Genomic DNA, 23,067 nt, shown 5'->3' on the forward strand with positions numbered 1-23,067 from the left:
GCCCCCTCCACCGGCGGACGGCCCGGACGTGACCGGCGCGTGCGGGGGGGCGGACGAGGGGCGTGCGGTCAGAACACCGAGAGGCCGGTGAGCGTCGTGAACCGGTCGAGGGCGGCCACCCCGGCCACCGAGTTGCCGCGCTCGTCCAGGCCCGGGCTCCACACGCACAGCGTGCACCGGCCGGGCACGACAGCGATGATCCCGCCGCCGACCCCGCTCTTGCCGGGCAGGCCGACCCGGTAGGCGAAGTCGCCGGCCGCGTCGTAGGTGCCGCAGGTCAGCATGACCGCGTTGACCTGCTTGGCCTGGCTGCGGCTGAGCAGCCGGGAGCCGTCGGCGCGGATGCCGTGCCGGGCGAGGAAGCCGGTGGCGAGGGCGAGGTCGGCGCAGGACGCGGCGACGGAGCACTGCCGGAAGTACTGGTCGAGCAGGACGGTCACGTCGTTGTCGATGTTGCCGTACGACGTCATGAAGTGGGCGAGGGCGGCGTTGCGGGCGCCGTGCGCGGTCTCGGAGGCGGCGACCTCCTGGTCGAAGTCCAGGGCCGGGTTGCCGCTCTCGGCGCGCAGGAAGGCCAGCAGTTCGCCGGCCGCGTCCCCGGTACGGGTCTGGAGCCGGTCGGTGACGACGAGGGCGCCCGCGTTGATGAAGGGGTTGCGCGGGATGCCGTTCTCGTACTCCAGCTGCACGAGGGAGTTGAACGGGTTGCCGGAGGGCTCGCGGCCCACGTGCTCCCAGAGTTCGTCGCCCTCGCGGGCCAGGTCGAGGGCGAGGGTGAACACCTTGGTGACGGACTGGGTGGAGAACGGCTGGCGCCACTCCCCCACGCCGTACACCGTGCCGTCCAGTTCGGCGACGGCCATGCCGAAGCTGCGCGGGTCGCAGGCGGCGAGGGCCGGGATGTAGTCGGCGGGACGGCCGCGCCCGGGGGTGTGGCTGATCTCCTCGGCTATGCGTTCCAGGACCGGCAGGAAGGTGTCGGACGACGTCGTTGTCATGATCACCATTGTGCCTCCGAGCCGGTCCCCGGGCGTACTCCTACCCACATCACCGCAGGTCAGGAGCCCGTCACCTGCTGCCGGTCAGGCGCAGGCCGGCAGGTCGACGGTGTCCAGGGCGCGCACCGGGCGGACGCTGCCCACCGGCTGCCCGCCGCCGAGCAGCGGCTCCCCGGCGAACGCGGCGAGCAGGGCCGGGTCAACGCCCGCGCGGGCGAGGGCCGCCGCGGCGACGGGTATCCGGGCCCGGTTCGCGCCGTCCGCGATCTTGACGGCGATGGCGCGGCCGTCGGGCAGCGCGGCGACCTGGACGCCCTCGAAACCGTCCTTGGCGAGCAGTCCGGGTACGGCCCGCATCAGCGCGGCGACGTCACGGCCGGTTCCGGAGGCCATCTCGGCGTGCTCGCGCATCGCGTCGGCGACGCGGGCCTCGGGGGTGCCGGGCACGGCCGAGGTGATGCGGGCGAGGGCGCGGGCGAGACCGTGCAGGGAGACGGCGAACAGCGGGGCGCCGCAGCCGTCCACGGTGACCCGGGCGATGCGCTGGCCGGTGAGGTCCTCGACGATCTCGGCGACGGCCTGCTGGAGCGGGTGCGCGGGGTCGAGGTAGTCGGTGAGGGACCAGCCGTTGAGCTTGGCCGTCCACAGCATGGCGGCGTGCTTGCCCGAGCAGTTCTGGGCGAGTCGGGAGGCCGGGCGGCCCGCACGGATCCAGGTGTCCCGGACGGCGGGGTCGAACGGCAGGTCGGGGACGTTGCGCAGGTCGTCCTCGGTGAGTCCGGCCAGGTCGAGGACGCGCCGGGTGCCGGCGATGTGGCGTTCCTCGCCGGAGTGGCTGGCGGCGGCGAGCGAGAGCAGTTCGCCGTCCAGGGGCAGTCCGGCCCGCAGCATGGCCACGGCCTGGAGGGGCTTGACGGCCGAGCGCGGGTAGAAGGCGGCCTCGATGTCGCCGAGCTGGAACGTGACCCGGCCGTCGGCGTCGAGGACGACGACGGAGCCGTAATGGATGCCTTCGACGACCCCGCCGCGTATCAGGTGGGCGACGGGGGCGTGGAGGGGTTCGCGGACGACGGGCGCCTCGGCGAGGGAGTCGGTGTTCATCACTGCCTGCATCAGGGGGTCGGGGTGGGCCGGTACGCGGGTCACGCGCCGGCCGTGGGGGTCGTGCGGGACATGCGGACGGGTCGGCCCGGGGTCGCTTTGCCGATCCGTGGCCGATGCCGCGTCGGCTGGCACAGTGGTGCGGCCGTCGGGGCGGATCATGCCTGTCCGCCCGGGCGGGTCATGGCTGTCCCTCCGGTGCAGGCGGATCATGGCTGTCCCTCCGGTGCAGGCGGATCATGGCTGTCCCTCCGGTGCAGGCGGGTCATGGCTGTCCCTCCGGTGCGGGCGGGTCCGCCGGCCGGGCGCGCACGATGGCGGTGAGGCTGGTCTCGACCCGGTCCAGGTGATGGCTCATGGCGGCCACCGCGTCGGGTTCGCTGCCGTCGGCCAGGGCCTCGACGATCGCCCGGTGCTCGCGGTTGGACTGCTCGCGCCGTCCGCCCAGTTCGTTGAGGAAGGCGGACTGGCGGGCCAGCGCGTCGCGGATCTCCTCGATGACCCGGCGGAAGACCGGGTTCCGGGCCGCTTCGGCGACGGCGAGGTGGAAGAGGGTGTCCATCGCCACCCAGGCGGTGGTGTCCGTCTCCCGTTCCATCCGGTCGAGCAGGTGGGCCAGGTGGTCCAGGTCCTCGGGGGTGCGGCGCAGGGCCGCGTAGCCGGCGACCGGGATCTCGATGTGGCGGCGCACCTCCATCAGGTCGCTGGCCGCGTAGTCGCCGAAGGTGGGGTCCTCCACGGCGCCGGCGACGACGAAGGTGCCCTTTCCGGTGCGGGAGACCGTCAGGCCCATCGTCTGGAGGGCGCGCAGCGCCTCGCGCAGGACGGGCCGGGACACCTCCAGGGTGCGGCACAGCTCGGCCTCGGAGGGCAGCTTGTCGCCGACGGCGTACTGCCCGCGCTCGATGGCGCCGCGCAGGTGGGTGAGGACCGCCTCCATCGCGCTGACGCGCCGCGGGCCCGGACCACCTGTCTGGCTGTCTGACAGGTTCACGGACCGATCGTGCGGTCCGCGGGCCTGGGGTGTCAAGACGGGTCCCGGACACGCGAACGGGGCGCGGCGGACGCCGCGCCCCGCGGGAGAAGGGTTCAGCTGCTCAGCGTGCCGGTGGCGAGGAGGCCGAGCAGGGCGACGCCGATGACGATCCGGTAGATCACGAAGGCGTTGAAGGAGTGCTTGGCGACGAACTTGAGCAGCCAGGCGATGGAGGCGTAGGCGACGACGAAGGAGACCACGGTGCCGACCGCGAGCGGGGCCGCGCCGACCCCGGTGCCGAGGGCGTCCTTCAGCTCGTAGACCCCGGCGCCGGTCAGGGCCGGGATGCCGAGGAAGAAGGAGAGCCGGGTGGCGGCGACCCGGTCCAGGTCGAGGATGAGCGCGGTCGACATGGTGGCGCCGGAGCGGGAGAAGCCGGGGAAGAGCAGGGCGAGGATCTGGGAGCAGCCGACCCACATCGCGTCCTTGAAGGAGGTGTCGTCCTCCCCGCGCTTGTGCCGGCCCATCTGGTCGGCGGCCCACATCACGCCCGAGCCGACGATGAGCGAGCCGGCGACCACCCACAGGGAGGCGAGCGGGCCGTCGATCAGCGGCTTGGCGGCGAGGCCGACCACGACGATCGGGATGGTCGCGGCGATCACCCACCAGGCGAACTTGTAGTCGTGGTGGTAGCGCTCCTCGCGGTCGGCCAGGCCGCGGAACCAGGCGGTGACGATCCGCCGGATGTCCTTGAAGAAGTACACGAGCACGGCGGCGATGGCACCGACCTGGATGACGGCCGAGAACCCGACGACGGACGCGTCGTCGACGGGGATGTCCATGAGCCCCTCGGCGATCTTCAGGTGACCGGTGGAGGACACCGGGAGGAACTCGGTCACCCCCTCGACTACCCCGAGGACGACGGCTTGACCGACGGAGATGGCGCTCATGGGATCCAGTTCTGAGGATAGTTGGTCGACAGTGCTGTAGACAGTACTCGCGGCGAGGCCGCCACCCTACTCGCGACGGCGGAGGCGGCGGCCCGCAGGGAGCCGCCTCCGGCTCGCGGGGCAGCGCACCGGCGCGGCGCCGCTTCCCGGCACGGTCACGGCCCGGAGCCCGGTTCACAACCGGTTCTTACCTCGCCCGTCCCGCTTCGGCGGAGGCGGGCCGCGCGCAGACCGCGACGCCAGGCTCCCACAGGCTGCCGAGGACCAGGTGATCACCGACCGCGCAGACGCTGGTGACCATGCGGTAGCCGGAGCGGCGGCGGTTCAGGTGGTGCACGGTGCGGCCGTGGTCGTCCAGGGCCAGGACGCCGACCGTGCCGCTCGGCCGGTACGGCGCGTGGACCGCGGCCCGGGCCGCGGCGGCGCGGACGGCCGCGGACGTGCGGTGCAGCAGGTCGAGCGGGGGCACGCGGGGACTGGCCAGGGCGACCCAGACCGGGCCGTCGGGGCCCGCGCGCCACAGGTTGTCCGGCATGCCGGGCAGGTCGGCGAACAGGTCGCTGCTCCCGGCGCGCGGACCGGTCAGATGGAAGCGGATCAGGCGGCGGGCCCCGGTCTCGGCGACCACCAGGAAGGATCCGTCCCCGCTCAGGGCGATCCCGTTGGCGAACTGGAGCCCCTCAAGCAGGACTTCGGGTTCCCGGGCGCCCGGGGCGAGCCTGAGCAGCCGCCCGGTGCCGGTGTGCTCGACGATGTCGCCTATCCACTGGTCCAGCGGATGGCGGCGGCTGGAGACGGTGAAGCAGACGGTGCCGTCGGGCAGGGCGACCGCGTTGCTGCAGAACCGCAGCGGCTCCCCCGCCACGGAGTCGGCGAGAACGTGGACGGTGCCGTCGTCGGGGCCGACCCGCAGCAGGCCGCGCTCCGCGTCGCACACCAACAGGTCGCCGTCGGGAAGGAGTTCGAGGCCGAGCGGACGCCCACCGGTGTCGGCGAGCACCTCCGCCCGTGCGGTGCGCGGGTCGCCGAGGTGGTCGACGCGCAGGATACGGCCGTCCGCCACGCCGGTCAGCACCCGGCCCCGGGCGTCGACGACCACGTCCTCGGGGCCCCGGGCGCCCAGGGAGACGTAATGCAGCGGGACGAGTGCGGTGGATCGGTCCATGGTGCGGTGCCCTTCGCCGTCGGAGTGACTGCGCCGTCGGAGCGACTGTCTCGGCTCGGCGCCTTGCCGGTACCCCGTGGTCACCAGCCCTTCTCGAACAGGCGGGCCACCTCGGCGATCCTGACCTCGTCGCGCCGGTAGTAGGTGCGGCAGCGGACTCGCCGGGTGCGCAGCATGCCGAGGCTGCTCAGGAGGTGCAGGTGCGCGAGGGCGGTGCGCCGGGGCACGCCGAGCTTGGTGGCGACGGCGCGTGCGGTGACACCGGTGTCGGCGGGGTCACGGCCGGCCACGGGGAAGTGGTCCGTGGGGTCCTTGAGCCACTCCAGGATGGTCTTCCGTATGCGGCCCGAGGGAGTTCCCGTCACCCGTCAGCCCTCCGTCCCCGGCCTCCTCGTCAGCCGTGTTCCACTGTGCCCCGCCCGGCGCCGTCCCGTCCGGTGGTCCGCGAGCGTTGTCCGGTACCGCACGCCGGACCGGTCGGGGGCAGCGGTGCGACCCGGCCACGCCAGGAGACCGGTCAGGATCGGAGAAGCCATGGCCGGCGCACCGTGCCTAACGTGTGAGCACCGGCGGGAACCCGTCGGCACGCACACCCCAGGAGGAATGAGTTCCATGACCGCCGCCGGCCTGCAGACGATCATCTACCCCGTCAAGGACCTGGAGAAGGCCAAGCCTCTGTTCGCCGCGCTGCTCGGGGTGGCGCCGTACGCGGACGAGCCGTACTACGTCGGCTACAAGGCCGCCGGCCAGGACGTGGGCCTCGACCCGAGCGGACACGCCAAGGGCATGACCGGACCGGTGCCTTACTGGCACGTGACCGATCTGCGCGCCCGCCTGGCGGCCCTCCTGGAGGCCGGTGCCGAACCGCTCCAGGACGTTCAGGACGTCGGCGGCGGGCGGCTGATCGCCTCGGTCCGGGACGCCGACGGCAACCTCGTCGGCCTGCTCCAGGACCCGGCGGCCTGAGGCGCGGATCCCGCCGGGCGCCTACTAGTTGCACACTCAACGACTGGCCGGATCGGTGCTACGGTTCCGGTATGGCAGTGAAGACGCCCGACCGGCTTGAGGACCGGTGGCGGGACATCCTCGCGGTGCACGCGCGCACGATGTGTGAGATCGACCGGGTCCTCCACCCGCACGGGCTGGGTGCGAGCGACTTCGAGGTGCTGGACATCCTGGCGGCGGAATCGCCCCGGGAAGGCGACCAGTGCCGGGTGCAGAACCTGGTCGGACGCGTGCATCTCAGCCAGAGCGCGCTGTCCCGGCTGATCGGCCGCCTGGAGAAGGACGGGCTGGTACGGCGCTCGGTGTGCGCGGAGGACCGGCGCGGGGTGTGGGTCGCACTCACCCCCAGGGGCCGTGAACTGCACGCCGAGGTACGGCCCGTGCAGCGTGAGGTGCTGCGGCGCATGCTGGCCGGCGGGGCGGAGTAGGGTCCGGCCTCGGTGGCCGGTAGCCGGCCGCTATCCGTTCCCGGGAGTGTCGGGAACCGGTTCCGGCCGGTCCGTGCCGGGCCGCCTGTCCACCGGGCGCCGGGGCGGAATCGGGTCGGCGGGGAAGTCCCGGGGGCCGGTCCACAGCGCCGGTACGGCGTCGCAGCGGCGGCACAGTTCGTAGGCGACGGCCTCGTAGTTGACCCGCCAGCCCGTGAAGTGCGGCCAGGCCTCCTTCGCCGGACGCCCGGCCCGGAAGCCGGCCCGCTCCAGCATCTCCACCGCGGCCTCGAACTCGGCGAAGGCGAGCCGGACGGGCCCCTCCGGCGCGGGGTCGGGGTCGAAGGGGATGCGCAGGGCACGGGCGATGTCCCGCAGCGCGGTGAAGCCCGCGCGCAGCACCAGCCGGGCCTCCGCCGGCGCGGCACGCGGGTCCAGGGCGAGCTGGAGGGCCGCCGCGTCCAGCACGGCGACGAGTGCGACCAGCCAGCTGCGGTGCGGGCGCGGCGAGCGGAAGGTGAGCAGGACGGGATACGTGGAGTGGCTCTCGCCCATGTCGGCGGCGAGCCGCTCCCAGGCCCGGTACAGGTCGGGCAGCGCGGTCTCGGTGTCCACCAGCCACTGCCGGGCCAGGATCTCCGGGCCCCAGGAGGGCTCACCGGCCCGCGCCTGGAGCAGGGTGACCTCCACTTCTCGGCGGTTGTAGGCGGCGTAGAGCGTGGGCAGGTAGGCGATCTGCAGGGCGATCAGGACGGGCCCGGTGGCCGCGGCCATGAAGTCGAGCGCCGAGAGCTTCAGCCGGGCGCCGCCGGCGAACCCGAGGGTGAACAGGCTGGAGCCGGCCTCGCGGAAGGCGGTGGCCCAGGACAGCGGGGACGCCGCGTACAGCAGCAGGCCGTAGGCGAGCAGGGCTCCGGCGAGCCAGCTCGTCAGCATGCCGACCAGCACCAGCGGCGCGAGCCAGGTCTGCGCGCGGTCGATCGCGTCGTAGCCGCCGCGCCGGGCGGTCAGCCGCAGGACGCGGCGCAGCAGCCACCAGAGCCGGAAGACCAGCGCCGAATAGAGGCCCCGGGGAACCACGAGGGTCCGCAGGACGCTGCTCAGCACGAGGATCAGGACCAGGGCCCCGGCGGCGCCGGCGAGTGCTTCCATGCGGGCATTGTCACGGAAAGGACGGCGCGTCCTGGCCTGTGCCTCTCGGTGACCGGAAGATCACCGGCCGGGGGTGAGCGGAGGTCGGCGCCGCTCACCCCTCACCGGGTCAGCGCGCCAGCAGGGTACGGACGCCCTGTGAGGTCAGGGTGAGCGCGTGCGCGGAGTTGCCGTCGATGGCGAGGGAGAGATCCTCCTCGGGCCACTGGGAGGCCAGCGCGCCCAGCGGGATCAGGCGGTAGCGCGAGACGAACGGCAGCAGCCCGGTCATCTCGCCCTCGGTGGTGAAGACGGGGACGACCGGGTCGCCCCCGGGCTGTTCCAGTATGGGCAGGGCCACCGTGGTGGCGTCGGCGCCCTCGCCGTCGACCGCGTCGTCCGGCACCGGGACGAGTACGTCGGTGTGGGCGAGGGTGTCCAGAGCGGTCTGGTCCTCGGCGTTCACCACCAGCGCGTCCAGCGCCTGCTGGGCCGGCGTCGGCAGGTCGTCGTGTGTGGGTGTCTCCATGGCAGATCCCCTGATAGCGGCGTTCGTACGGGCCGCCCGGACGGGTCGGCGCCCGGGCATGCTTCCGGCTCGCGTACCCGGTGGGGTGCCGGGCATGCGTGACGATCGCCGCCGGGTGCGGTGGCGGAGCGGTGGAGGTCGGCGGCAGACTCCGCGCGCCCACCGCCGCTGCGGCCTGGGGACTCGCCGGGCCGGCGAGACTCCGCCCCCCGCGTGACGACGGCGGCCCGCAGGCCGGTCAGGCCGGTCAGGCCGGTCAGGTGCTGTACACGCCCGTGTTCGGGGTGGGGCTGGGTGACTGTGTCTCCTGGCCGCGTACCCGGCTCCGGCCCAGGAGCAGGGTGCCGAGGAAGGCGATCGCGAGGGCGACGAGCACGCCCAGGTCGGCGTACGCCCAGGGGCCGGTCTTGCCGCCGAGGCCGAAGGGTTCGAGGAAGTAGCCCTGCCAGGTCAGCCAGTCGGCGGCGTCGTTGGTGACCAGTCCCCAGCCGACGGCCGTGCCCAGCAGGGTGAGCACCAGCGGCACCGGCGCCACGTCGCCGTAGCGGCCGTCCGGGCGGTACAGGTCGCCCTCGTCGTAGTCCCGCCGGCGCAGGGCGAGGTCGGCGAGCATGACACCGCTCCAGGCGGCGATGGGCACGCCGAGCGTGGTGAGGATGCCGACGAACTGCCGGAGGAAGTCCCCGGCGAAGAAGACGATGTAGACCGAACCGGCGATCATCAGCAGGCCGTCGAAGAACGCGGCCAGATAGCGGGGCACCCGCACGCCCGCCGACAGCAGGGCCAGGCCCGAGGAGTAGATGTCGAGGACCGCGCCGCCGACCAGGCCGAGGACGGAGACCACGGCGAACGGCACCAGGAACCAGGTGGGCAGGATCGCCGCCAGCGCACCGATCGGGTCGGCCGAGATGTCCTTGCTGAGCGACGCGGAGGAACCGGCCAGCAGCAGGCCGAAGACCAGCAGCAGCACGGGGGCGAGCGAGCCGCCGAAGGTGGTCCAGCCGACGACGCCCAGGCTGGAGGAGGTGCGCGGCAGATAGCGGGAGTAGTCGGCGGCGGCGTTGATCCAGCCGAGGCCGAAGCCGGTCATCACGAACACCGTCGCGCCGATGATCTGCTGGGCGGAGCCGGTCGGGATGGCGCTGACGGTGCCCCAGCGGACGTGGCTCGCGACCAGCCCGACGTAGACGACCGTGAGCACCCCGCCGATCAGGGTGATCCAGGTCTGCAACCGCATGATCAGGTCGAAGCCCATGACCCCGCAGATCACGGTGAGCGCGGCGACCACCATGATCGCGACGACCTTGGTCTCCGTGCCGCCGCCCCAGCCGAGGCTGCTGAAGACGGTCGCGGTGGCCAGGGTGGCGAGGGCGATGAGGGCGGTCTCCCAGCCGACGGTCAGCAGCCAGGAGATCACGGACGGCAGCCGGTTCCCGCGCACTCCGTAGGCGGCCCGGCTGAGCACCATCGTGGGCGCCGAGCCGCGCTTGCCGGCGACGGAGACGAAGCCGCACAGCAGGAAGGAGACGACGATGCCGATCGTCCCGGCCGCGAGGGCCTGCCAGAAGGAGAGGCCGAAGCCGAACGCGAAGGCGCCGTAGCCGAGCCCGAGGGGGGAGACGTTGGCGCCGAACCAGGGCCAGAACAGGGTGCTGGGGGTGCCCTTGCGGTCCGCGTCCCGGATCACTTCCAGCCCGTGCGCCTCGACCTGCAACGGACGGTCGGCGGCTCGGCCGTCGAGCGGGTCCTGCGGTTGGGTCATCGCGGAGCACCTGCCCTGCCTGTCCGGACGTGTCCGTCACGCTAGGCGGGGGCATGGGGCCCGGCAACCGGAGCGCCGGGGGCTCCGGAGCCGGGGTTCAGCGGTCGAACTCCTCCTGGATCGGGGTCTTCGGCTCCTCCCGCAGATGCAGGGCGCCGCCGGGCGGTGCCGACCGCGTCCGCCGGGCGGTGTCGCCGCCGCCCGAGTCCGGCTCGTCCGGGTCCTCGCCCTCCGCCTGGGAGGGGGTGGTGCGCGGCGGCTGGTCCGCCTGTTCCAGGGAATCCGTGTCCCGCTCGCCCTCCGCCTGGGAGGGGGTGTACTCGCTCATGAGACCTCCCGTCCACGTCCGTGACCGTGACCGTGCAAAGCCCGGGTACCCGTCCGCGGCGCGCTCCATCACGGCCGGATCCGCAGCGGTGCGCCACGGGCCGGATCCACTGCCGGAAGGGGTGAATCCGCTTCCGCCGGATGGGTACCTGACGGGTCCGGCGCAGCATGCGGCGCCGGAGCAATGACAGCGCAGGAACTGACCGCCTGGAGGAGCCATGGCGGGTGTCAGCCCCACCGATCTGCAGAAGGCACTGTCCGGCGCGGAGTACCCGGCCGACTCGGACCAGCTCCGGCAGGTAGCCGAGCACAACCACGCGCCCAAGGAGGTCACCGAGCGGATCTCCCATCTCGGGAAGAAGGAGTTCCAGAGCCCGGCCGAGGTCAGCAAGGCCGTGTTCCGGAACGAGTGACCGTCCCGGCACCGACCGGATCGCGCGGCGGCCCGCCCTCACGGAGGGGGTCGCCGCGCACCGCAGGACGGCACCCCTTTGTTGGAACTCGATGTACGACTCCCGCCCCTTCGGGACGCCCCTGAGTGACATCCGCCACAGGCACTCCGGCACCTCACCGGGTCGCTTAGTAGATACCGCCCCGGCGATATAAAGGACTTGTCCGATTTGCCGACGGATTTCACAGTGGCCCGAGGGGTGCCTTTCTGTGCGCGGACTCCGCACTCCCATCGGTCGGCGTGGGTTCGTTTCTGACGGGGCGACAGGGTGGAGCAAACGTCGCGGCCGCGAAGTCGGCACTTCCGCGGCCACCTGGCAAGGACCCCGAACCGCTACGAAGCGCGGTAGGAGAAGAGCCCTTTGCGCTCTCTGTGAGGCCGTCCTGAGAATGAGCGCTCAGCGATCACCGAGTGAGGTTGACGATGGGCCAGCATCGCAGGAAGCAGCACCACCGGCGGATGGTCATAGCCGCCGTCGCCGTCGCGGCCGTGGGCGTGCCATCGGCCGCCCTGGCGTGTACGGAGTGGCCCTACGGCGGGGAGGGCCCGACCGACACCGCCACCGCCGCCGCGACGGAGGTGCCCGTGGCGCAGTGGCAGGCCGCCACCCAGCGGCATCACGACCGCAACGCCCAGCCCGCCGCCACCCCGACGGCCACCCCCGCGTCGGCGAGTCCCGAGGTGACCGCGCCCCCGCGCGCGAAAGTCACCGTCCACAGGACGACGGCGACCCACCCGCCGAAGCGGACCGCCACCCCCTCCGCTCCCCGCACCACCACCGCCACCGCCACCGCCGCGCCGAGCATCCCGCAGCCCACGGCAACGGCCGCCACCACCGCGTCCGCGTCCGCGCCCGCGTCCGGAGTCGCCGCGCGGATCGTGCAGTTGGTGAACGCCGAACGCGCCAAGGCCGGTTGCCAGGACCTGACCCTCGACGCGAAGCTGACCAAGGCCGCGCAGGCGCACAGCGCGGACATGGCGGCCCACCAGAACATGTCGCACACCGGTTCCGACGGCTCCGACCCGGGCGACCGCATCACGGCCGCCGGCTACACCTGGAGCGGCTACGGCGAGAACGTCGCCTACGGCTACTCGACGGCCGAGCAGGTCATGGCGGGCTGGATGTCCAGCCCCGGCCACCGGGCCAACATCCTCAACTGCGGCTTCCAGGAGATCGGCGTCGGTCTCGCGCAGCCGAACAGTTACTGGACGCAGGACTTCGGCACCGCGAGGTGAGCGGGGGCGGCCGGGCACGCCCCGGCCGCCGGCACCTCCCGTGCCACCTGCCCGGCAGCGGCGTGGCGCGCGCCGCGCGGGCGGGGTCCCCGGTGAGACTGGCGGTCGGTGTGGAGCGACCGCCGGGAGGCTGCTGTGACCGTGAACCGTGTCGGCCTGGTCGTGCACGGCGGACGTGCCGAGGCGGTGACCGCCGCGCGGGCCGTGCGCGAGTGGTGCGCCGAGCACTCCGTGGGCTGCGGCGACATCGACGTGTGGCAGGCGGGCGAACGGCACAGCGCCCGCGAGGAGATGGACAGCGCGGGCGAGCCGGACCTCGTCGTCACCCTCGGCGGTGACGGCACCTTCCTGCGCGGCGCCCGGCTCGCCGCCGCCAACGACGCCCTGGTGCTCGGCGTGGACCTCGGCCGGGTCGGCTTCCTGACGGAGGTCCCGGCGCCTGCGGTGCGCGAGGCGCTGGACGCGGTCCGGGAGGAGCGGATCACGGTCGAGAACCGGATGCTGCTGACCCTGCGCGCGTCGTGCCGGCTGGAAGTGCCGGCCCACATGGAGGAGGGGATGCTCCGCTACGGCCGCGGCCCGCTGCTGCCGCCGCCCCGGGTGCGCGCGGAGTGCGAGGTGGGCGACGACTGGGGCGTGGCCCTGAACGTCGTCGCGCTCAACGACGTGGTCCTGGAGAAACTGGCCCGGGACCGGCAGGTGTCGGTCGGGGTCTATCTGGCCGGCCGGCTGCTCGCCTCCTACTCCGCGGACGCCCTGCTGGTGGCGACGCCGACGGGCTCCACGGCGTACAGTTTCGCGGCCGGCGGCCCGGTGGTCTCGCCCCGCGCGGAGTGCCTGGTCTTCACGCCGGTGGCCCCGCACATGGTGTTCAACCGCTCGGTGGTGGCCGCCCCGGACGAGCCGATCGCCCTGCGTGTGCTGGAACGTTCGGGCCGGGCCGCGGTCAGCGTCGACGGTCAGCTGCGCGGGGTGCTCAGCCCCGGCGACTGGATCGGCGTGTACGCGGCGCCGCGCCGGCTCAAGGCGGTGCGGCTCGGTCCGATGGACTTCTACGGCAGGCTGCGCGAGCGCATGAAGCTCACCGACGCGCCGGCCGCCGTCGCGGACGGCAGCGCGGCCCCGCTGTGGCCGGTGTCCACTCCCCCGCCGGGCGACCTCGCCCACCTGGCGCTGCCGCCGTCGCCGGACGACACCTCGTGGCGGAGCTGAGCGGCCCCCGGTGACGGCGTGCCGCGCCGGAGCCTAGGCTGTCACTGTTTCCGCGCCCGACCGTACGACCGTATGGCCTTACGACCGTGCGCCCTTCGCACTCGCCGCAGGAGCAGCCGCGTGACCAGCCGCGTCACCTTCGTCTCGCCCGCGCCGAGCCCGTCACTGCGGCAGGCCCGGTTCTACGACGGCGACTCCGTCGAGGAGGCCGGTGCGGCGCGCGCCCGGGCCGCGGCCGGATCGCTGCCGGTACCGGCCCGGGTGGTGCTCTCGCCGAGTGCGCGGTGCCGGCAGACCGCGGCGGCGCTCGGCCTCGACGGGGGTGTGGCGGCGACGGAGTTGGGCGGTCTGGGCGTGGGCCGCTGGCGTGGGCAGACCCTCGATGAGGTGGGGGCCGCCGAGCCCGAGGCGGTGGGCCGCTGGCTCACCGACCCCGACTGGGCCGGGCACGGCGGGGAATCGGTGCGGGACGTCTGCGAGCGGGTCGGGCGGTGGCTGGACGGCGTCCGGGACACCGACGGCCGTACGGTCGCCGTCGTGGAGCCGGAGGTCGTGCGCGCCGCGATGGTCGCCGTACTGGAGCTGCCCCTGGCGGCCTTCTGGCGGCTGGACGTGCCGCCGCTGGCGGCGACGGAACTCAGCGGGCGGTCCGGGCGCTGGAACGTGAGGCTGGGCCGACCGCTGTAGAACTCATGCGTGCGGGCCCCTCGGACGATGCCGAGGGGCCCGCACGCGACGCGCTCCGGCCGGGCCGGACACGGGTTCAGTTCGAGGCGGGAGCGGTCCGGCCCGAAGGCGCCTTGGCGGGCGCCGGGTTGAGCTGCCGCTCGGCCAACTCACCGAAGAGCAGGCCGAATCCGGCCCACAGCACCGACTGGATGGCGAGGGCGGAGAGCCTGAACCGCCACAGCAGGGCGGCCGGGAAGTGCGCCGGCACCTCGTTGATCGTCGGCAGGAACTGGTAGGCCAGACCGATCACGACGGCGAACGCGGCCACCGCGACGACCGTGGCCCACCAGGTGCCCAGGCTGGGCGCCAGGCGCTTGCCCAGGAGGGTGGCGGCGATGGCCAGCAAGACGCTGAGCAGCATCATCAGGAAGTACAGGGCGGTCCGCTTGCCGATGGTGTCGGGGTCACCGACCGACGGCGGATTGGCCGGGTACTTCAGGAACGGGACGACGTAGACGGCGAGCAGCGCGGTGCCGGACAGCAGCAGCGCGGTCGCCCTGGGGCTGAAGCGGCCCACGCGTCCCAGCGCGAAGCAGTACGCGAGCGCGGCGATGCCGCCGAACGCGACCCCGTAGACCAGGACACCGGTGGCGAGCCCGGCGGTGGACTGCAGGGAGCGGGAGACGACTTCCATCTCGTGCTCGTGCGCGTGGGCGTCCTCGAAGGCGATCGCCTTGTCGACGTACGGCTCACCGAGGAGGTAGGCGACGACCAGGGCGAGCACGCCGGCGGCGAGGCCGGCGAGCATGCCCCGGACGAGCAGGTTTCTCACTGTTGCGGAGTTCATGAGGGTGTGGCGTCTCCGGCCTCAGTGGCAGGGGAAGCCGAGCAGGTGGCGGGCGTCGTGCACCCACTCGTGGACGTCCGTGCCGCTGAACACGGAGGTGGCGCCCTGCTCAGCGCCGACGAAGTACAGCAGGACCAGCATCAGCACACCGAAGAAGACGGCCCAGGGGGCGATCGCCTTCAGCGGCAGCTTTGCGGGGAGGGCGGAAGGTGTGGCTGTCGGCTGGGCGACGGTCTGCGCCATGGCAGGGCCTCCTCCGGGAGTTCGCGTCCCGTCTCGGTGGTGCATTTGACGACGGCCACGGGTCTGACTCCACGAAACCCGTCTTGCGAGGGGCTTCGCACACAGTGGCGCGACCGTGCCGGGTTCCCACCGGCTTCCGTCCGCCGTCATCGATATCGCACCGACCGTATCGTGTGACAGTGATCCGGCCAAGACCGCGTGTCCCGCTCGTGATCTTCCGGCTCCCGGGTTCGCGGGCCGAACCACCCGAAACGGAACCGACGGACGAAGGCCGGATGCCGGTCGTCAGCGGGTCAGCGCGAGTGCCGCCGCCGTGGCCACCGAGGTCACACAGGTGCTGACGGCGAGCGCGCAGGCCACGCAGCGCAGGCGCAGTTCGCGGTAGCGCTGCTCGTACTCGGCGCGCAGGGAGCGGCAGCGGGCGGCGATCCGCTCCATGTCCTGCCGGGAGCGGTGGAGGCTGTCGGTGACGTAGCGCTGTTCGATCTCGTCGCGCTGTCCGGTGGTCAGCCACTCCATGGGCTCGGCGAATTCGCGCGCACGCTGCTCGGCGACCGCGATCGTGGCCTGCCACAGCAGGTAGCCCTCCACCTCGTTGCCGAGGTCGCCGCTCGCTTCGGCCCCCTGCCGGGGCGGACCGCTCATCCCTCGTCGCGTCCGGTCGCGGCCGGGACGTACGCCTCGTGTTCGCGGATCGCGATGTCCGGGTGGTGCAGGTCGAAGGCCGGGGATTCGCTGCGGATCCGCGGCAGGGTGAGGAAGTTGTGCCGGGGCGGTGGGCAGGAGGTCGCCCACTCCAGCGAACGGCCGAAGCCCCACGGGTCGTCCACGCCGACGGGCTTGCCGTACTTGGCCGTCCTCCACACGTTGTACAGGAACGGCAGCATGGACAGCCCGAGCAGGAAGGACCCGATGGTGGAGACGGTGTTCAGGGCGGTGAAGCCGTCGGTCGCCAGGTAGTCGGCGTAGCGGCGGGGCATGCCCTCGGCGCCCAGCCAGTGCTGGACCAGGAAGGTGGCGTGGAAGCCGATGAACAGCGTCCAGAAGGTCATCTTGCCGAGCCGCTCGTCCAGCATCTTGCCGGTGAACTTGGGCCACCAGAAGTGGAAGCCGGCGAACATCGCGAAGACGACGGTGCCGAAGACCACGTAGTGGAAGTGGGCCACCACGAAGTACGAGTCCGAGACGTGGAAGTCCAGGGGCGGCGAGGCCAGGACGACGCCGGTCAGACCGCCGAAGAGGAATGTCACCAGGAAGCCGGTGGCCCAGAGCATCGGGGTCTCGAAGGACAGGCTGCCCTTCCACATGGTGCCGATCCAGTTGAAGAACTTCACCCCGGTCGGGACCGCGATCAGGAAGGTCATGAAGGCGAAGAACGGCAGCAGCACGCCGCCGGTGACGTACATGTGGTGCGCCCACACGGTCACGGATAGACCGGCGATCGCGATGGTCGCGGCGACCAGGCCCATGTAGCCGAAGATCGGTTTGCGGGAGAAGACCGGGATGACCTCGGTGATGATGCCGAAGAACGGAATCGCGATGATGTACACCTCGGGATGCCCGAAGAACCAGAAGAGGTGCTGCCAGAGCAATGCTCCGCCGTTGGCCGCGTCGAAGACGTGCGCGCCGAACTTGCGGTCCGCTTCCAGGGCGAGCAGCGCGGCGGCCAGCACCGGGAAGGCCAGCAGCACCAGGACACTGGTCAGCAGCACGTTCCACACGAAGATCGGCAGGCGGAACATGGTCATGCCGGGCGCGCGCATGCAGATGATCGTGGTGATGAAGTTGACCGAGCCGAGGATCGTGCCGAAGCCGGAGAACGCCAGCCCCATGATCCACAGGTCGGAGCCGATGCCCGGGCTGCGCACGATGTCGGACAGCGGGGAGTAGGCGAACCAGCCGAAGTCCGCCGCGCCCTGCGGGGTCAGGAAGCCGCCGACCGCGACGAGCGAACCGAACAGGTAGAGCCAGTAGGCCAGCATGTTCAGCCGCGGGAACGCCACGTCGGGCGCGCCGATCTGGAGCGGCATGATCCAGTTGGTGAACCCGGCGAAGAGCGGGGTGGCGAACATCAGCAGCATCACGGTGCCGTGCATCGTGAACAGCTGGTTGTACTGCTCGTTCGACATGATCTGCAGGCCGGGCCGGGCCAGCTCGGCGCGGATGAGCAGCGCCATCACGCCGCCGATCAGGAAGAACGCGAACGACGTCGACAGGTAGAGCGTGCCGATGGTCTTGTGGTCGGTGGTCGTCAGCCACTTCACCACGACGTTGCCGGGTTGCCTGCTCCTTACCGGCAGCTCGTTCTGGTACGAGTCCTCAGCCGCCGGATCGGGGCGATCGATGATGGACACAGGTAGTGGTTCTCCCGACGTGCGCGATTCACCGGCGTCATGCTGGCAGTGACCGCGATTCTTACGGCTCCGGCCACGGGAAGAAGGGGCCGGAGCCGGTGACACACGGCTGATCGGGTGCTTTTTCTACGCGAATGGCGCAGCGTCACCGGTCGGCTCGGCGCCCGCCGCCGCCTTGGCTTCGCCGCGCCTGGCGGGAACCGGGGGGCCCTGATGGTCGTCACCTCAGATGCGGGCCACCGCCTGCTCAACTGGGCCGTCCGGACCGCGAGTCGGGCTCGGAGTGCCCCGGCGGTGGGCCTCAGGAAATTCCGGACCGGTGCAGGAAAGTCAGGTACTTCACGTGCGTGAACGCAAGCCGCGTAGGCGGCTGTCACTGACCCTCGCGGCAGGTGTGCTGGCGGCCGCGGGTGTCGCGGCCGCCCCGCCGCCCGCCCAGGCGGCGGGGGGTCGGGCGGCGGCCGACAGCCGTCAGCACACCTTCCGGCAGGCGGCGGCGGAGTACGACGTCCCGCTGCCGGTGCTGCTCGCGGTGGCGTACCACGAGTCCGCGTGGGACGCCCACGCCGGGGAGCGCAGCACCAGCGGCGGCTACGGGCCGATGCACCTCACGGACGTGACGGCCGGGACGCTGGCCGCGGGCGGCGCGGGCGAGGCCGGCCGCGCCGCTCTCGCCGAGCAGGCGTCGGCTCCGGCCCTGCACACCCTCCAGGCCGCCGCCAGGCTGACGGGACTGCCCGCGAAGCGCCTGCGCGCGGACGAGGCCGCCAACATCCGGGCGGGCGCCGCCCTCCTCGCCTCCTACGCGAAGAGCACGGTCGGCGGGACCCCGCGGGACCCGGGCAAGTGGTATGCCGCCGTGGCCCGTTACAGCGGTTCCACCGAGCGGCGCGCGGCCGGCGCCTTCGCGGACCGGGTGTTCGCCACCATCAAGGCCGGTGCGGAGGAGACCACCCGGGACGGGCAGCACATCCGTCTTCCCGCCTCCCCGGGCGTCCGGCCGGTCACGGGACAGCTGTCCGCGCTCCACCTGAAGGCGGTGGCCACGACGGCCGGCACCGAGTGCCCCGCCACCCTCGACTGCGCCTTCGTCCCGGCCGCGCCGGCCAACGGGCAGGTGTCCGACCGCCCGGCGAACGGGGTCAGGATCGACTCCATCGTCATCCACGACACCGAGTCGTCGTACGACGCCGCCGTCAACACCTTCCAGAAGCCGGGCGGCGGCTCGGCGCACTACGTCATCCGCTCCGCGGACGGCGCCGTGACGCAGATGGTCCCCACCAAGGACATCTCCTTCCAGGCGGGCAACTACTCGGCCAACATGCACTCGATAGGCATCGAGCACGAGGGCTACGCCGCCGCGGGCGGCACCTGGTACACGCAGGCCGAGTACGAGACCAGCGCGGACCTCGTCCGGTACCTGGCCGAGCGCTTCGGCATCCCGCTGGACCGGCAGCACGTCCTCGGCCACGACAACGTGCCCGGCCCCAGCTCGGCCCTGGTCTCCGGCATGCACTGGGACCCGGGTCCGTCCTGGGACTGGGAGCGCTTCATGCGGCTGCTGCACGCCCCGGTGGGCGGCCGGCACGGCGTGGCTCCCGTCGGCTCGGCGGTCACCATCACGCCCGGCTACGCCCGCAACCGGCAGACCGTGCAGGTCTGTCCGTCCGACGACCCCACCGGCGCCACCCCCGCGTGCACGGAGCGGACCCAGCCGTCGAACTTCGTCTACCTGCGCACCGCGCCCAGTGCCGACGCGCCGCTCTTCGGCGACCAGGCCGTCCACCCGGACGGCGTCGGCACCGACCGGGTCAACGACTGGGGCGGCACGGCCTCGGCCGGGCAGCAGTTCGTCGTCGCCGACCGCCAGGGCGACTGGACGGCCATCTGGTACAGCGGCGCGAAGGTGTGGTTCCTCGACCCGCACGGCTGCAACACCACCCCGGCCCCCGACGTGACGGTGGTCGGCGCCGCCGGTTCGTCACCCGTCGCGGTGTACGGGTCGAGCTACCCGGACGCGGCCGAGTACCCCGCCGGGCTCTCCCCCTCCGCCCAGAAGCCGCTGGGCATGTACAGCGTGCCCGCCGGGCAGGCGTACGTCGCCACCGCCGCGCCCGCCCCCACCGACGACTTCTTCCCCGCCACCGGCCGGGTCGTCACCGGCGCGAAGAGCATGTACACCATCCAGTACAACCACCGCACGGCCCTGGTGTACTCCGCCGAGGTCAGCGCCCGGTAGCCGCGCTCCCCCCGCCGCCCCGGGCCTCGGTCCTCGGATCAGTGCGCGTGTCCTCGTCCCGCGGCGGCGGGCCGCCGGCGCGAGCGTGTCGGGCAGCGGGGCGGTGCGGGGCCGGCCCGGGCAGGCGTCGGTGACGCTGAGGTCCCGGCGCGGGAGGTGCGCGGTGAGGCCTTGCCTGATCGCGTGCTCACCTGCACGAACACCCCGGCTTCACGGACGCGCACCGGGCGGGTCTCAACAGAGGGGCCAGTTGCGCAGGGCGGCGTCGGCCAGTTCCTGGAGTTCCTCGCGGCCGACGCCGGTCGCCGCCTGCACGGCGATGCCGTAGGCGAAGGTGGTGACGTAGCGGGCCAGGAGTCCCGGATCAGTGCGCGGGGGCAGGTCGCCGGCGTCGACGGCGCGCTCGAACCGCTCCCGGATGCGGGCGTGGCCGTTGTTTCGCCACGCGATGAGCAGGTCACGGACTTCCTGCCCGGAGTCGCTGGTGCTCAGTGCGCCCTGGACGCCCAGGCATCCGTGGGGATGGGCCGGGCGGGTGGTGGTGCGCACGGTGCCGGCCAGGATCGCCCGGGCGACGCCGAGGGCGGTCGGTTCTTCCAGGGCCCGGGCCAGGTAGGCGCTCGGGCCTTCGGTGTAGCGCTCCAGGGCCCTGCGGAACAGGTTCTCCTTGTTGCCGAAGGCGGCGTACATGCTGGTGGTGGAGATGCCCATCGCCTTCGTCAGGCCGGCGGTGCTGGCCCCCTCGTAGCCGTGCTCCCAGAAGACACGCATGGCGCGCTCAAGAGCTTCGTCGGCGTCGAATCCGCGCGGTCGGCCGATGGGGCCGCTCTGTTTCGTCTCCACCCCCTCAGCTTACCGCTTTCCGCAGCGATCACTCCTGAAGTGGTACCGTCGACTTCCACAACGATCGCTGCGGAAGTCGAGGGAGCCGTTCTCATGGGACTACTCGAAGGCAAGACCGCTCTCGTCACCGGGGGCAGCACCGGCATAGGCCTGGCCAGTGCCGTCCGGCTGGCGGCCGAGGGGGCGCACGTGTTCATCACCGGCCGCCGCCAGGCCGAACTCGACGCGGCCGTGGACGTGATCGGGCCGGTGGCCACGGCGGTGACCGGCGACATCGCGAACCTGGCCGACCTGGACCGGCTCTACGAGACCATCGCCCGCCGGGAACGGGGCCTGGACGTGCTGTTCGCGAACGCCTCCGTCGCCTCGCTCGTGCCGCTGGAGCAGATCACCGAGGACGATTTCGACACCCTCTTCGGCATCAACGTCAGGGGCATGCTGTTCACCGTCAAGAAGGCACTGCCCCTGCTCAACGACGGCGCCTCGGTCATCCTGAACGGCTCCACCAACGTGGACGTCGGCGACGAGGGACTCGGCCTGTACGCGGCGACCAAGGCCGCCACCCGCTCGCTCTCCCGGACCTGGGCCAACGAGCTGAAGGGACGCGGCATCCGGGTCAACACCGTCACACCCGGCCCGACCGACACCCCCGCGCTGTCGGGACTCACCCCTGACCCGGAGCGGTTCAAGCGGCAGCTGACGGCGCGGGTGCCGCTGGGCCGGCTCGGCCGCCCCGAGGAGATCGCCGCGGCCGTGGCGTTTCTCGCCTCCGGGCAGAGCAGTTTCGTCACCGGTTCCAGCCTGTACGTCGACGGCGGCCTGAACCAGATCTGAGCGACCACCCACGCAGAAGGGTCACCCCATGTCCGACAGTGATCTGCGCGCGTTCTACGCGCGCTACATCGAGGCGCTCAACGCGCACAGGTTCGACGGGATGGACGAGTTCATCGACGACCGGACCACCCTGAACGGCGAACCGGCCACCCGCGACGACCTCATCGCGGTCCAGAAGCGCGACGTCGACGCCGTTCCGGACCTCCACTGGGAGCTCAAGGAACTGCTCTTCGACGGCGACCGGCTGGCCGCCCGTCTGATCAACACGGGCACTCCGGTCAAGGAGTGGCTCGGGGTGCTCCCCACCGGTGCCTCGTTCGGCATCGTCGAGTACGCCATCTACCAGGTCCGTGACGGGCGGTTCGTGCACATGACGGCGCTGCACGACGCGGCCGAACTCTCCCGACAGCTGAACAGCGACACCGTACGAGAGGACACTCCATGACCATCACACTGATCACCGGGGCCAACAAGGGCATCGGCTTCGAGACGGCCAGGCAGCTCCTGGCGCTGGGCCACACCGTCTACATCGGCGCTCGTGACACCGAGCGAGGTGAGAAGGCCGCAGCGGCACTCGGCGCGCGGTTCGTGCGGCTCGACGTGACCGACGACGCGTCGGTGAACGGCGCGCTGGCGGCGATCGGCTCGGCCGAGGGCCGGCTCGACGTCCTGGTGCACAACGCGGGCATCCTCGCAGACGGAGCCATGGACGGTCCCACGGCTCTGCGGGCCTTCGACACCAACGCGGTGGGGATCGTGCGCGTCACCGAGGCAGCGCTTCCCCTGCTGCGCGAGTCGTCCAACCCCACAGTGGTCACGGTTTCCAGCAGCGCCGGGTCGTTCTGGGCGGTGACCAATCCGGACCGGCCGGAGTACGCCCTGCCGTTGGCGCTCTACTCCGCCTCCAAGTCGGCGGCCACCATGCTCACGGTCCAGTACGCCAAGTCCCAGCCGGGCATCAAGTTCAACGCGGTCGAGCCCGGCACCACCGCGACCGACATGACCGCGGCGTTCGGCATCGGAAGGACGCCGGAGGAAAGCGCCGAGGTCGTCGTACGTCTGGCGACTCTCGGCCCTGACGGTCCGACGGGCACCTTCCAGGACGAGAACGGCGAGCTGCGCTGGTAGCAGGACAGGAACGGCCGCGCCGGGACTTCCGCACCACCTGGTGGTTCCAGGACCCCCGGACCGGATCCCGGCGCCCGGTACCGCTCGCCGGCCCGGCCCTGAACGCGCTCCGCCCCTCGGCACAGGGGAGTGTCCGCCCGTCCCTCAGCCGATGACCGCGGGGTCGAACCATGTCGGTCCGTCGGACGTGGCCTGCTTGATCCGGAACAGGCAGAACTCGTTCAGGTCGGGCAGGGCGTCCACCGGGAACCAGCCCACCTCAAGCGACTCGTCGTCGTTGACCCGGGCCTCGCCGCCGACGGCCCGGCAGCGCAGGGTGATGTCCATGTACTGGCAGACGTCGCCGTTGGGGTAGGTCACCGGCTTGAGCGCCTGGACGAGGACGACGCGCTCGGGGACACATGTCACGGCCGTCTCCTCGAAGACCTCCCGCACGGCGCAGGCGGCGGGCTGCTCGCCCGGCTCCGGGATGCCGCCGATCACCGACCACTTGCCGGTGTCCGACCGCCGGCCGAGGAGCACCCTGCCGTCGTCGTCGAAGACGAGGGCGGTGACTCCGGGGAGCCAGAGCGGCTGGTGGTCGATGGAGGCCCGCAGCGCGCGGATGAAGTCGGGGGTAGCCATGGGCCCGACCCTAAC

General features: G+C 72.3%; 26 protein-coding genes. 10 read left to right on the forward strand and 16 right to left on the reverse strand.

What is annotated here, in order from left to right:
• Positions 1–68 precede the first annotated feature (68 nt).
• The 6 genes from NX794_RS21835 to NX794_RS21860 all read right to left on the reverse strand — a co-directional run bounded on the left by NX794_RS21835 (position 69) and on the right by NX794_RS21860 (position 5,555).
• Positions 69–1,007 (reverse strand): glutaminase, encoded by a 939-nt coding sequence (locus NX794_RS21835; protein ID WP_258780358.1) that lies wholly within the window; start codon positions 1,005–1,007, stop codon positions 69–71.
• A gap of 75 nt (positions 1,008–1,082) precedes the next feature.
• Positions 1,083–2,099 carry an asparaginase gene (locus NX794_RS21840; RefSeq protein WP_258780475.1) on the reverse strand — a complete coding sequence of 339 codons (1,017 nt, stop codon included), beginning with the start codon at positions 2,097–2,099 and terminating at the stop codon, positions 1,083–1,085.
• A gap of 265 nt (positions 2,100–2,364) precedes the next feature.
• Positions 2,365–3,093 (reverse strand): FadR/GntR family transcriptional regulator, encoded by a 729-nt coding sequence (locus NX794_RS21845; RefSeq protein WP_258780359.1) that lies wholly within the window; start codon positions 3,091–3,093, stop codon positions 2,365–2,367.
• 95 nt (positions 3,094–3,188) lie between these two features.
• Positions 3,189–4,025 carry an undecaprenyl-diphosphate phosphatase gene (locus NX794_RS21850; RefSeq protein WP_258780360.1) on the reverse strand — a complete coding sequence of 279 codons (837 nt, stop codon included), beginning with the start codon at positions 4,023–4,025 and terminating at the stop codon, positions 3,189–3,191.
• A 187-nt stretch (positions 4,026–4,212) separates the two neighbouring features.
• Positions 4,213–5,190, reverse strand: coding sequence for an SMP-30/gluconolactonase/LRE family protein (locus NX794_RS21855; protein WP_258780361.1), 978 nt, complete (start codon positions 5,188–5,190; stop codon positions 4,213–4,215).
• Positions 5,191–5,270: 80 nt separating this feature from the next.
• Positions 5,271–5,555, reverse strand: coding sequence for an ArsR family transcriptional regulator (locus NX794_RS21860; protein ID WP_258780362.1), 285 nt, complete (start codon positions 5,553–5,555; stop codon positions 5,271–5,273).
• A gap of 247 nt (positions 5,556–5,802) precedes the next feature.
• On the opposite strand from NX794_RS21860, the gene NX794_RS21865 reads away from it, so the two are divergent.
• Both NX794_RS21865 and NX794_RS21870 read left to right on the forward strand, forming a co-directional pair.
• Positions 5,803–6,156 carry a VOC family protein gene (locus tag NX794_RS21865; protein WP_258780363.1) on the forward strand — a complete coding sequence of 118 codons (354 nt, stop codon included), beginning with the start codon at positions 5,803–5,805 and terminating at the stop codon, positions 6,154–6,156.
• Positions 6,157–6,227: 71 nt separating this feature from the next.
• Entirely contained in the window at positions 6,228–6,623 is a 396-nt protein-coding gene (locus tag NX794_RS21870) for a MarR family winged helix-turn-helix transcriptional regulator (RefSeq protein ID WP_258780365.1), read from the forward strand.
• Between the two features lie 30 nt (positions 6,624–6,653).
• Here the strand turns inward: NX794_RS21870 and NX794_RS21875 are convergent, their stop codons facing one another.
• The 4 genes from NX794_RS21875 to NX794_RS21890 all read right to left on the reverse strand — a co-directional run bounded on the left by NX794_RS21875 (position 6,654) and on the right by NX794_RS21890 (position 10,373).
• The gene (locus NX794_RS21875) at positions 6,654–7,775 is read right to left on the reverse strand and encodes a hypothetical protein (protein WP_258780366.1); all 1,122 of its coding nucleotides are present in this window, start codon (positions 7,773–7,775) and stop codon (positions 6,654–6,656) included.
• Between the two features lie 109 nt (positions 7,776–7,884).
• Positions 7,885–8,283: an SseB family protein gene (locus NX794_RS21880; protein WP_258780367.1), complete on the reverse strand. Its 399-nt coding sequence runs from the start codon at positions 8,281–8,283 to the stop codon at positions 7,885–7,887.
• Positions 8,284–8,539: 256 nt separating this feature from the next.
• Complete coding sequence (locus NX794_RS21885) at positions 8,540–10,045, reverse strand: purine-cytosine permease family protein (protein WP_258780369.1); 1,506 nt, start codon at positions 10,043–10,045, stop codon at positions 8,540–8,542.
• Between the two features lie 97 nt (positions 10,046–10,142).
• Positions 10,143–10,373, reverse strand: a complete 231-nt coding sequence (locus NX794_RS21890; protein ID WP_258780478.1) for a hypothetical protein — start codon at positions 10,371–10,373, stop codon at positions 10,143–10,145.
• Positions 10,374–10,590: 217 nt separating this feature from the next.
• Here NX794_RS21890 and NX794_RS21895 point away from each other — a divergent pair, with 217 nt between their 5' ends.
• The 4 genes from NX794_RS21895 to NX794_RS21910 all read left to right on the forward strand — a co-directional run bounded on the left by NX794_RS21895 (position 10,591) and on the right by NX794_RS21910 (position 13,958).
• Complete coding sequence (locus tag NX794_RS21895) at positions 10,591–10,785, forward strand: DUF2795 domain-containing protein (protein ID WP_258780370.1); 195 nt, start codon at positions 10,591–10,593, stop codon at positions 10,783–10,785.
• A gap of 461 nt (positions 10,786–11,246) precedes the next feature.
• Positions 11,247–12,059, forward strand: a complete 813-nt coding sequence (locus NX794_RS21900; RefSeq protein ID WP_258780371.1) for a CAP domain-containing protein — start codon at positions 11,247–11,249, stop codon at positions 12,057–12,059.
• Between the two features lie 135 nt (positions 12,060–12,194).
• Entirely contained in the window at positions 12,195–13,271 is a 1,077-nt protein-coding gene (locus NX794_RS21905; protein WP_258780372.1) for an NAD(+)/NADH kinase, read from the forward strand.
• Between the two features lie 120 nt (positions 13,272–13,391).
• Positions 13,392–13,958 (forward strand): histidine phosphatase family protein, encoded by a 567-nt coding sequence (locus NX794_RS21910; RefSeq protein WP_258780374.1) that lies wholly within the window; start codon positions 13,392–13,394, stop codon positions 13,956–13,958.
• Positions 13,959–14,034: 76 nt separating this feature from the next.
• Here NX794_RS21910 and NX794_RS21915 read toward each other — a convergent pair whose 3' ends face one another.
• The 4 genes from NX794_RS21915 to ctaD all read right to left on the reverse strand — a co-directional run bounded on the left by NX794_RS21915 (position 14,035) and on the right by ctaD (position 17,384).
• The gene (locus NX794_RS21915) at positions 14,035–14,787 is read right to left on the reverse strand and encodes a CbtA family protein (protein WP_258780376.1); all 753 of its coding nucleotides are present in this window, start codon (positions 14,785–14,787) and stop codon (positions 14,035–14,037) included.
• 21 nt (positions 14,788–14,808) lie between these two features.
• Positions 14,809–15,030 (reverse strand): CbtB-domain containing protein, encoded by a 222-nt coding sequence (locus NX794_RS21920; protein ID WP_258780377.1) that lies wholly within the window; start codon positions 15,028–15,030, stop codon positions 14,809–14,811.
• Between the two features lie 285 nt (positions 15,031–15,315).
• Positions 15,316–15,675 (reverse strand): cytochrome C oxidase subunit I, encoded by a 360-nt coding sequence (locus NX794_RS21925; protein ID WP_258780379.1) that lies wholly within the window; start codon positions 15,673–15,675, stop codon positions 15,316–15,318.
• Complete coding sequence (ctaD, locus tag NX794_RS21930; RefSeq protein WP_258780380.1) at positions 15,672–17,384, reverse strand: aa3-type cytochrome oxidase subunit I; 1,713 nt, start codon at positions 17,382–17,384, stop codon at positions 15,672–15,674. The genes NX794_RS21925 and ctaD overlap by 4 nt, the downstream gene beginning before the upstream one ends.
• A 343-nt stretch (positions 17,385–17,727) precedes the next feature.
• On the opposite strand from ctaD, the gene NX794_RS21935 reads away from it, so the two are divergent.
• Positions 17,728–19,623 (forward strand): N-acetylmuramoyl-L-alanine amidase, encoded by a 1,896-nt coding sequence (locus tag NX794_RS21935; protein ID WP_258780382.1) that lies wholly within the window; start codon positions 17,728–17,730, stop codon positions 19,621–19,623.
• A 234-nt stretch (positions 19,624–19,857) separates the two neighbouring features.
• Here the strand turns inward: NX794_RS21935 and NX794_RS21940 are convergent, their stop codons facing one another.
• Positions 19,858–20,466: a TetR/AcrR family transcriptional regulator gene (locus NX794_RS21940; protein WP_258780384.1), complete on the reverse strand. Its 609-nt coding sequence runs from the start codon at positions 20,464–20,466 to the stop codon at positions 19,858–19,860.
• Between the two features lie 93 nt (positions 20,467–20,559).
• On the opposite strand from NX794_RS21940, the gene NX794_RS21945 reads away from it, so the two are divergent.
• Genes NX794_RS21945 through NX794_RS21955 form a run of 3 tightly spaced genes read left to right on the forward strand, consistent with a single transcriptional unit; the run spans position 20,560 to position 22,428 of the window.
• Positions 20,560–21,300, forward strand: a complete 741-nt coding sequence (locus tag NX794_RS21945; RefSeq protein WP_258780385.1) for an SDR family NAD(P)-dependent oxidoreductase — start codon at positions 20,560–20,562, stop codon at positions 21,298–21,300.
• A gap of 28 nt (positions 21,301–21,328) precedes the next feature.
• A complete protein-coding gene (locus NX794_RS21950; protein ID WP_258780386.1) occupies positions 21,329–21,745 on the forward strand; it encodes an ester cyclase in 417 nt (138 codons plus the stop codon).
• Positions 21,742–22,428, forward strand: a complete 687-nt coding sequence (locus tag NX794_RS21955; protein ID WP_258780388.1) for an SDR family NAD(P)-dependent oxidoreductase — start codon at positions 21,742–21,744, stop codon at positions 22,426–22,428. Before NX794_RS21950 ends, NX794_RS21955 begins: the two co-directional genes overlap by 4 nt.
• A 144-nt stretch (positions 22,429–22,572) precedes the next feature.
• Here NX794_RS21955 and NX794_RS21960 read toward each other — a convergent pair whose 3' ends face one another.
• On the reverse strand, positions 22,573–23,052 hold the full coding sequence (locus NX794_RS21960) for an NUDIX hydrolase (protein WP_258780389.1): 480 nt from the start codon (positions 23,050–23,052) through the stop codon (positions 22,573–22,575).
• Positions 23,053–23,067: the final 15 nt, after the last annotated feature.

Origin of the sequence: Streptomyces pyxinicus (assembly GCF_024753135.1) — a bacterium.
Taxonomy (GTDB): Bacteria; Actinomycetota; Actinomycetes; order Streptomycetales; family Streptomycetaceae; genus Streptomyces; species Streptomyces pyxinicus.

What these genes read in the sequence shown, in the direction of transcription:
- NX794_RS21835 (WP_258780358.1), bottom strand. Translation starts at nt 1,007, where the DNA reads ATGGTGATCATGACAACGACGTCGTCCGACACCTTCCTGCCGGTCCTG.
- NX794_RS21840 (WP_258780475.1), bottom strand. Translation starts at nt 2,099, where the DNA reads ATGAACACCGACTCCCTCGCCGAGGCGCCCGTCGTCCGCGAACCCCTC.
- NX794_RS21850 (WP_258780360.1), bottom strand. Translation starts at nt 4,025, where the DNA reads ATGAGCGCCATCTCCGTCGGTCAAGCCGTCGTCCTCGGGGTAGTCGAG.
- NX794_RS21855 (WP_258780361.1), bottom strand. Translation starts at nt 5,190, where the DNA reads ATGGACCGATCCACCGCACTCGTCCCGCTGCATTACGTCTCCCTGGGC.
- NX794_RS21865 (WP_258780363.1), top strand. Translation starts at nt 5,803, where the DNA reads ATGACCGCCGCCGGCCTGCAGACGATCATCTACCCCGTCAAGGACCTG.
- NX794_RS21870 (WP_258780365.1), top strand. Translation starts at nt 6,228, where the DNA reads ATGGCAGTGAAGACGCCCGACCGGCTTGAGGACCGGTGGCGGGACATC.
- NX794_RS21875 (WP_258780366.1), bottom strand. Translation starts at nt 7,775, where the DNA reads ATGGAAGCACTCGCCGGCGCCGCCGGGGCCCTGGTCCTGATCCTCGTG.
- NX794_RS21880 (WP_258780367.1), bottom strand. Translation starts at nt 8,283, where the DNA reads ATGGAGACACCCACACACGACGACCTGCCGACGCCGGCCCAGCAGGCG.
- NX794_RS21885 (WP_258780369.1), bottom strand. Translation starts at nt 10,045, where the DNA reads ATGACCCAACCGCAGGACCCGCTCGACGGCCGAGCCGCCGACCGTCCG.
- NX794_RS21890 (WP_258780478.1), bottom strand. Translation starts at nt 10,373, where the DNA reads ATGAGCGAGTACACCCCCTCCCAGGCGGAGGGCGAGCGGGACACGGAT.
- NX794_RS21895 (WP_258780370.1), top strand. Translation starts at nt 10,591, where the DNA reads ATGGCGGGTGTCAGCCCCACCGATCTGCAGAAGGCACTGTCCGGCGCG.
- NX794_RS21900 (WP_258780371.1), top strand. Translation starts at nt 11,247, where the DNA reads ATGGGCCAGCATCGCAGGAAGCAGCACCACCGGCGGATGGTCATAGCC.
- NX794_RS21915 (WP_258780376.1), bottom strand. Translation starts at nt 14,787, where the DNA reads ATGAACTCCGCAACAGTGAGAAACCTGCTCGTCCGGGGCATGCTCGCC.
- NX794_RS21920 (WP_258780377.1), bottom strand. Translation starts at nt 15,030, where the DNA reads ATGGCGCAGACCGTCGCCCAGCCGACAGCCACACCTTCCGCCCTCCCC.
- NX794_RS21925 (WP_258780379.1), bottom strand. Translation starts at nt 15,675, where the DNA reads ATGAGCGGTCCGCCCCGGCAGGGGGCCGAAGCGAGCGGCGACCTCGGC.
- NX794_RS21945 (WP_258780385.1), top strand. Translation starts at nt 20,560, where the DNA reads ATGGGACTACTCGAAGGCAAGACCGCTCTCGTCACCGGGGGCAGCACC.
- NX794_RS21950 (WP_258780386.1), top strand. Translation starts at nt 21,329, where the DNA reads ATGTCCGACAGTGATCTGCGCGCGTTCTACGCGCGCTACATCGAGGCG.
- NX794_RS21955 (WP_258780388.1), top strand. Translation starts at nt 21,742, where the DNA reads ATGACCATCACACTGATCACCGGGGCCAACAAGGGCATCGGCTTCGAG.
- NX794_RS21960 (WP_258780389.1), bottom strand. Translation starts at nt 23,052, where the DNA reads ATGGCTACCCCCGACTTCATCCGCGCGCTGCGGGCCTCCATCGACCAC.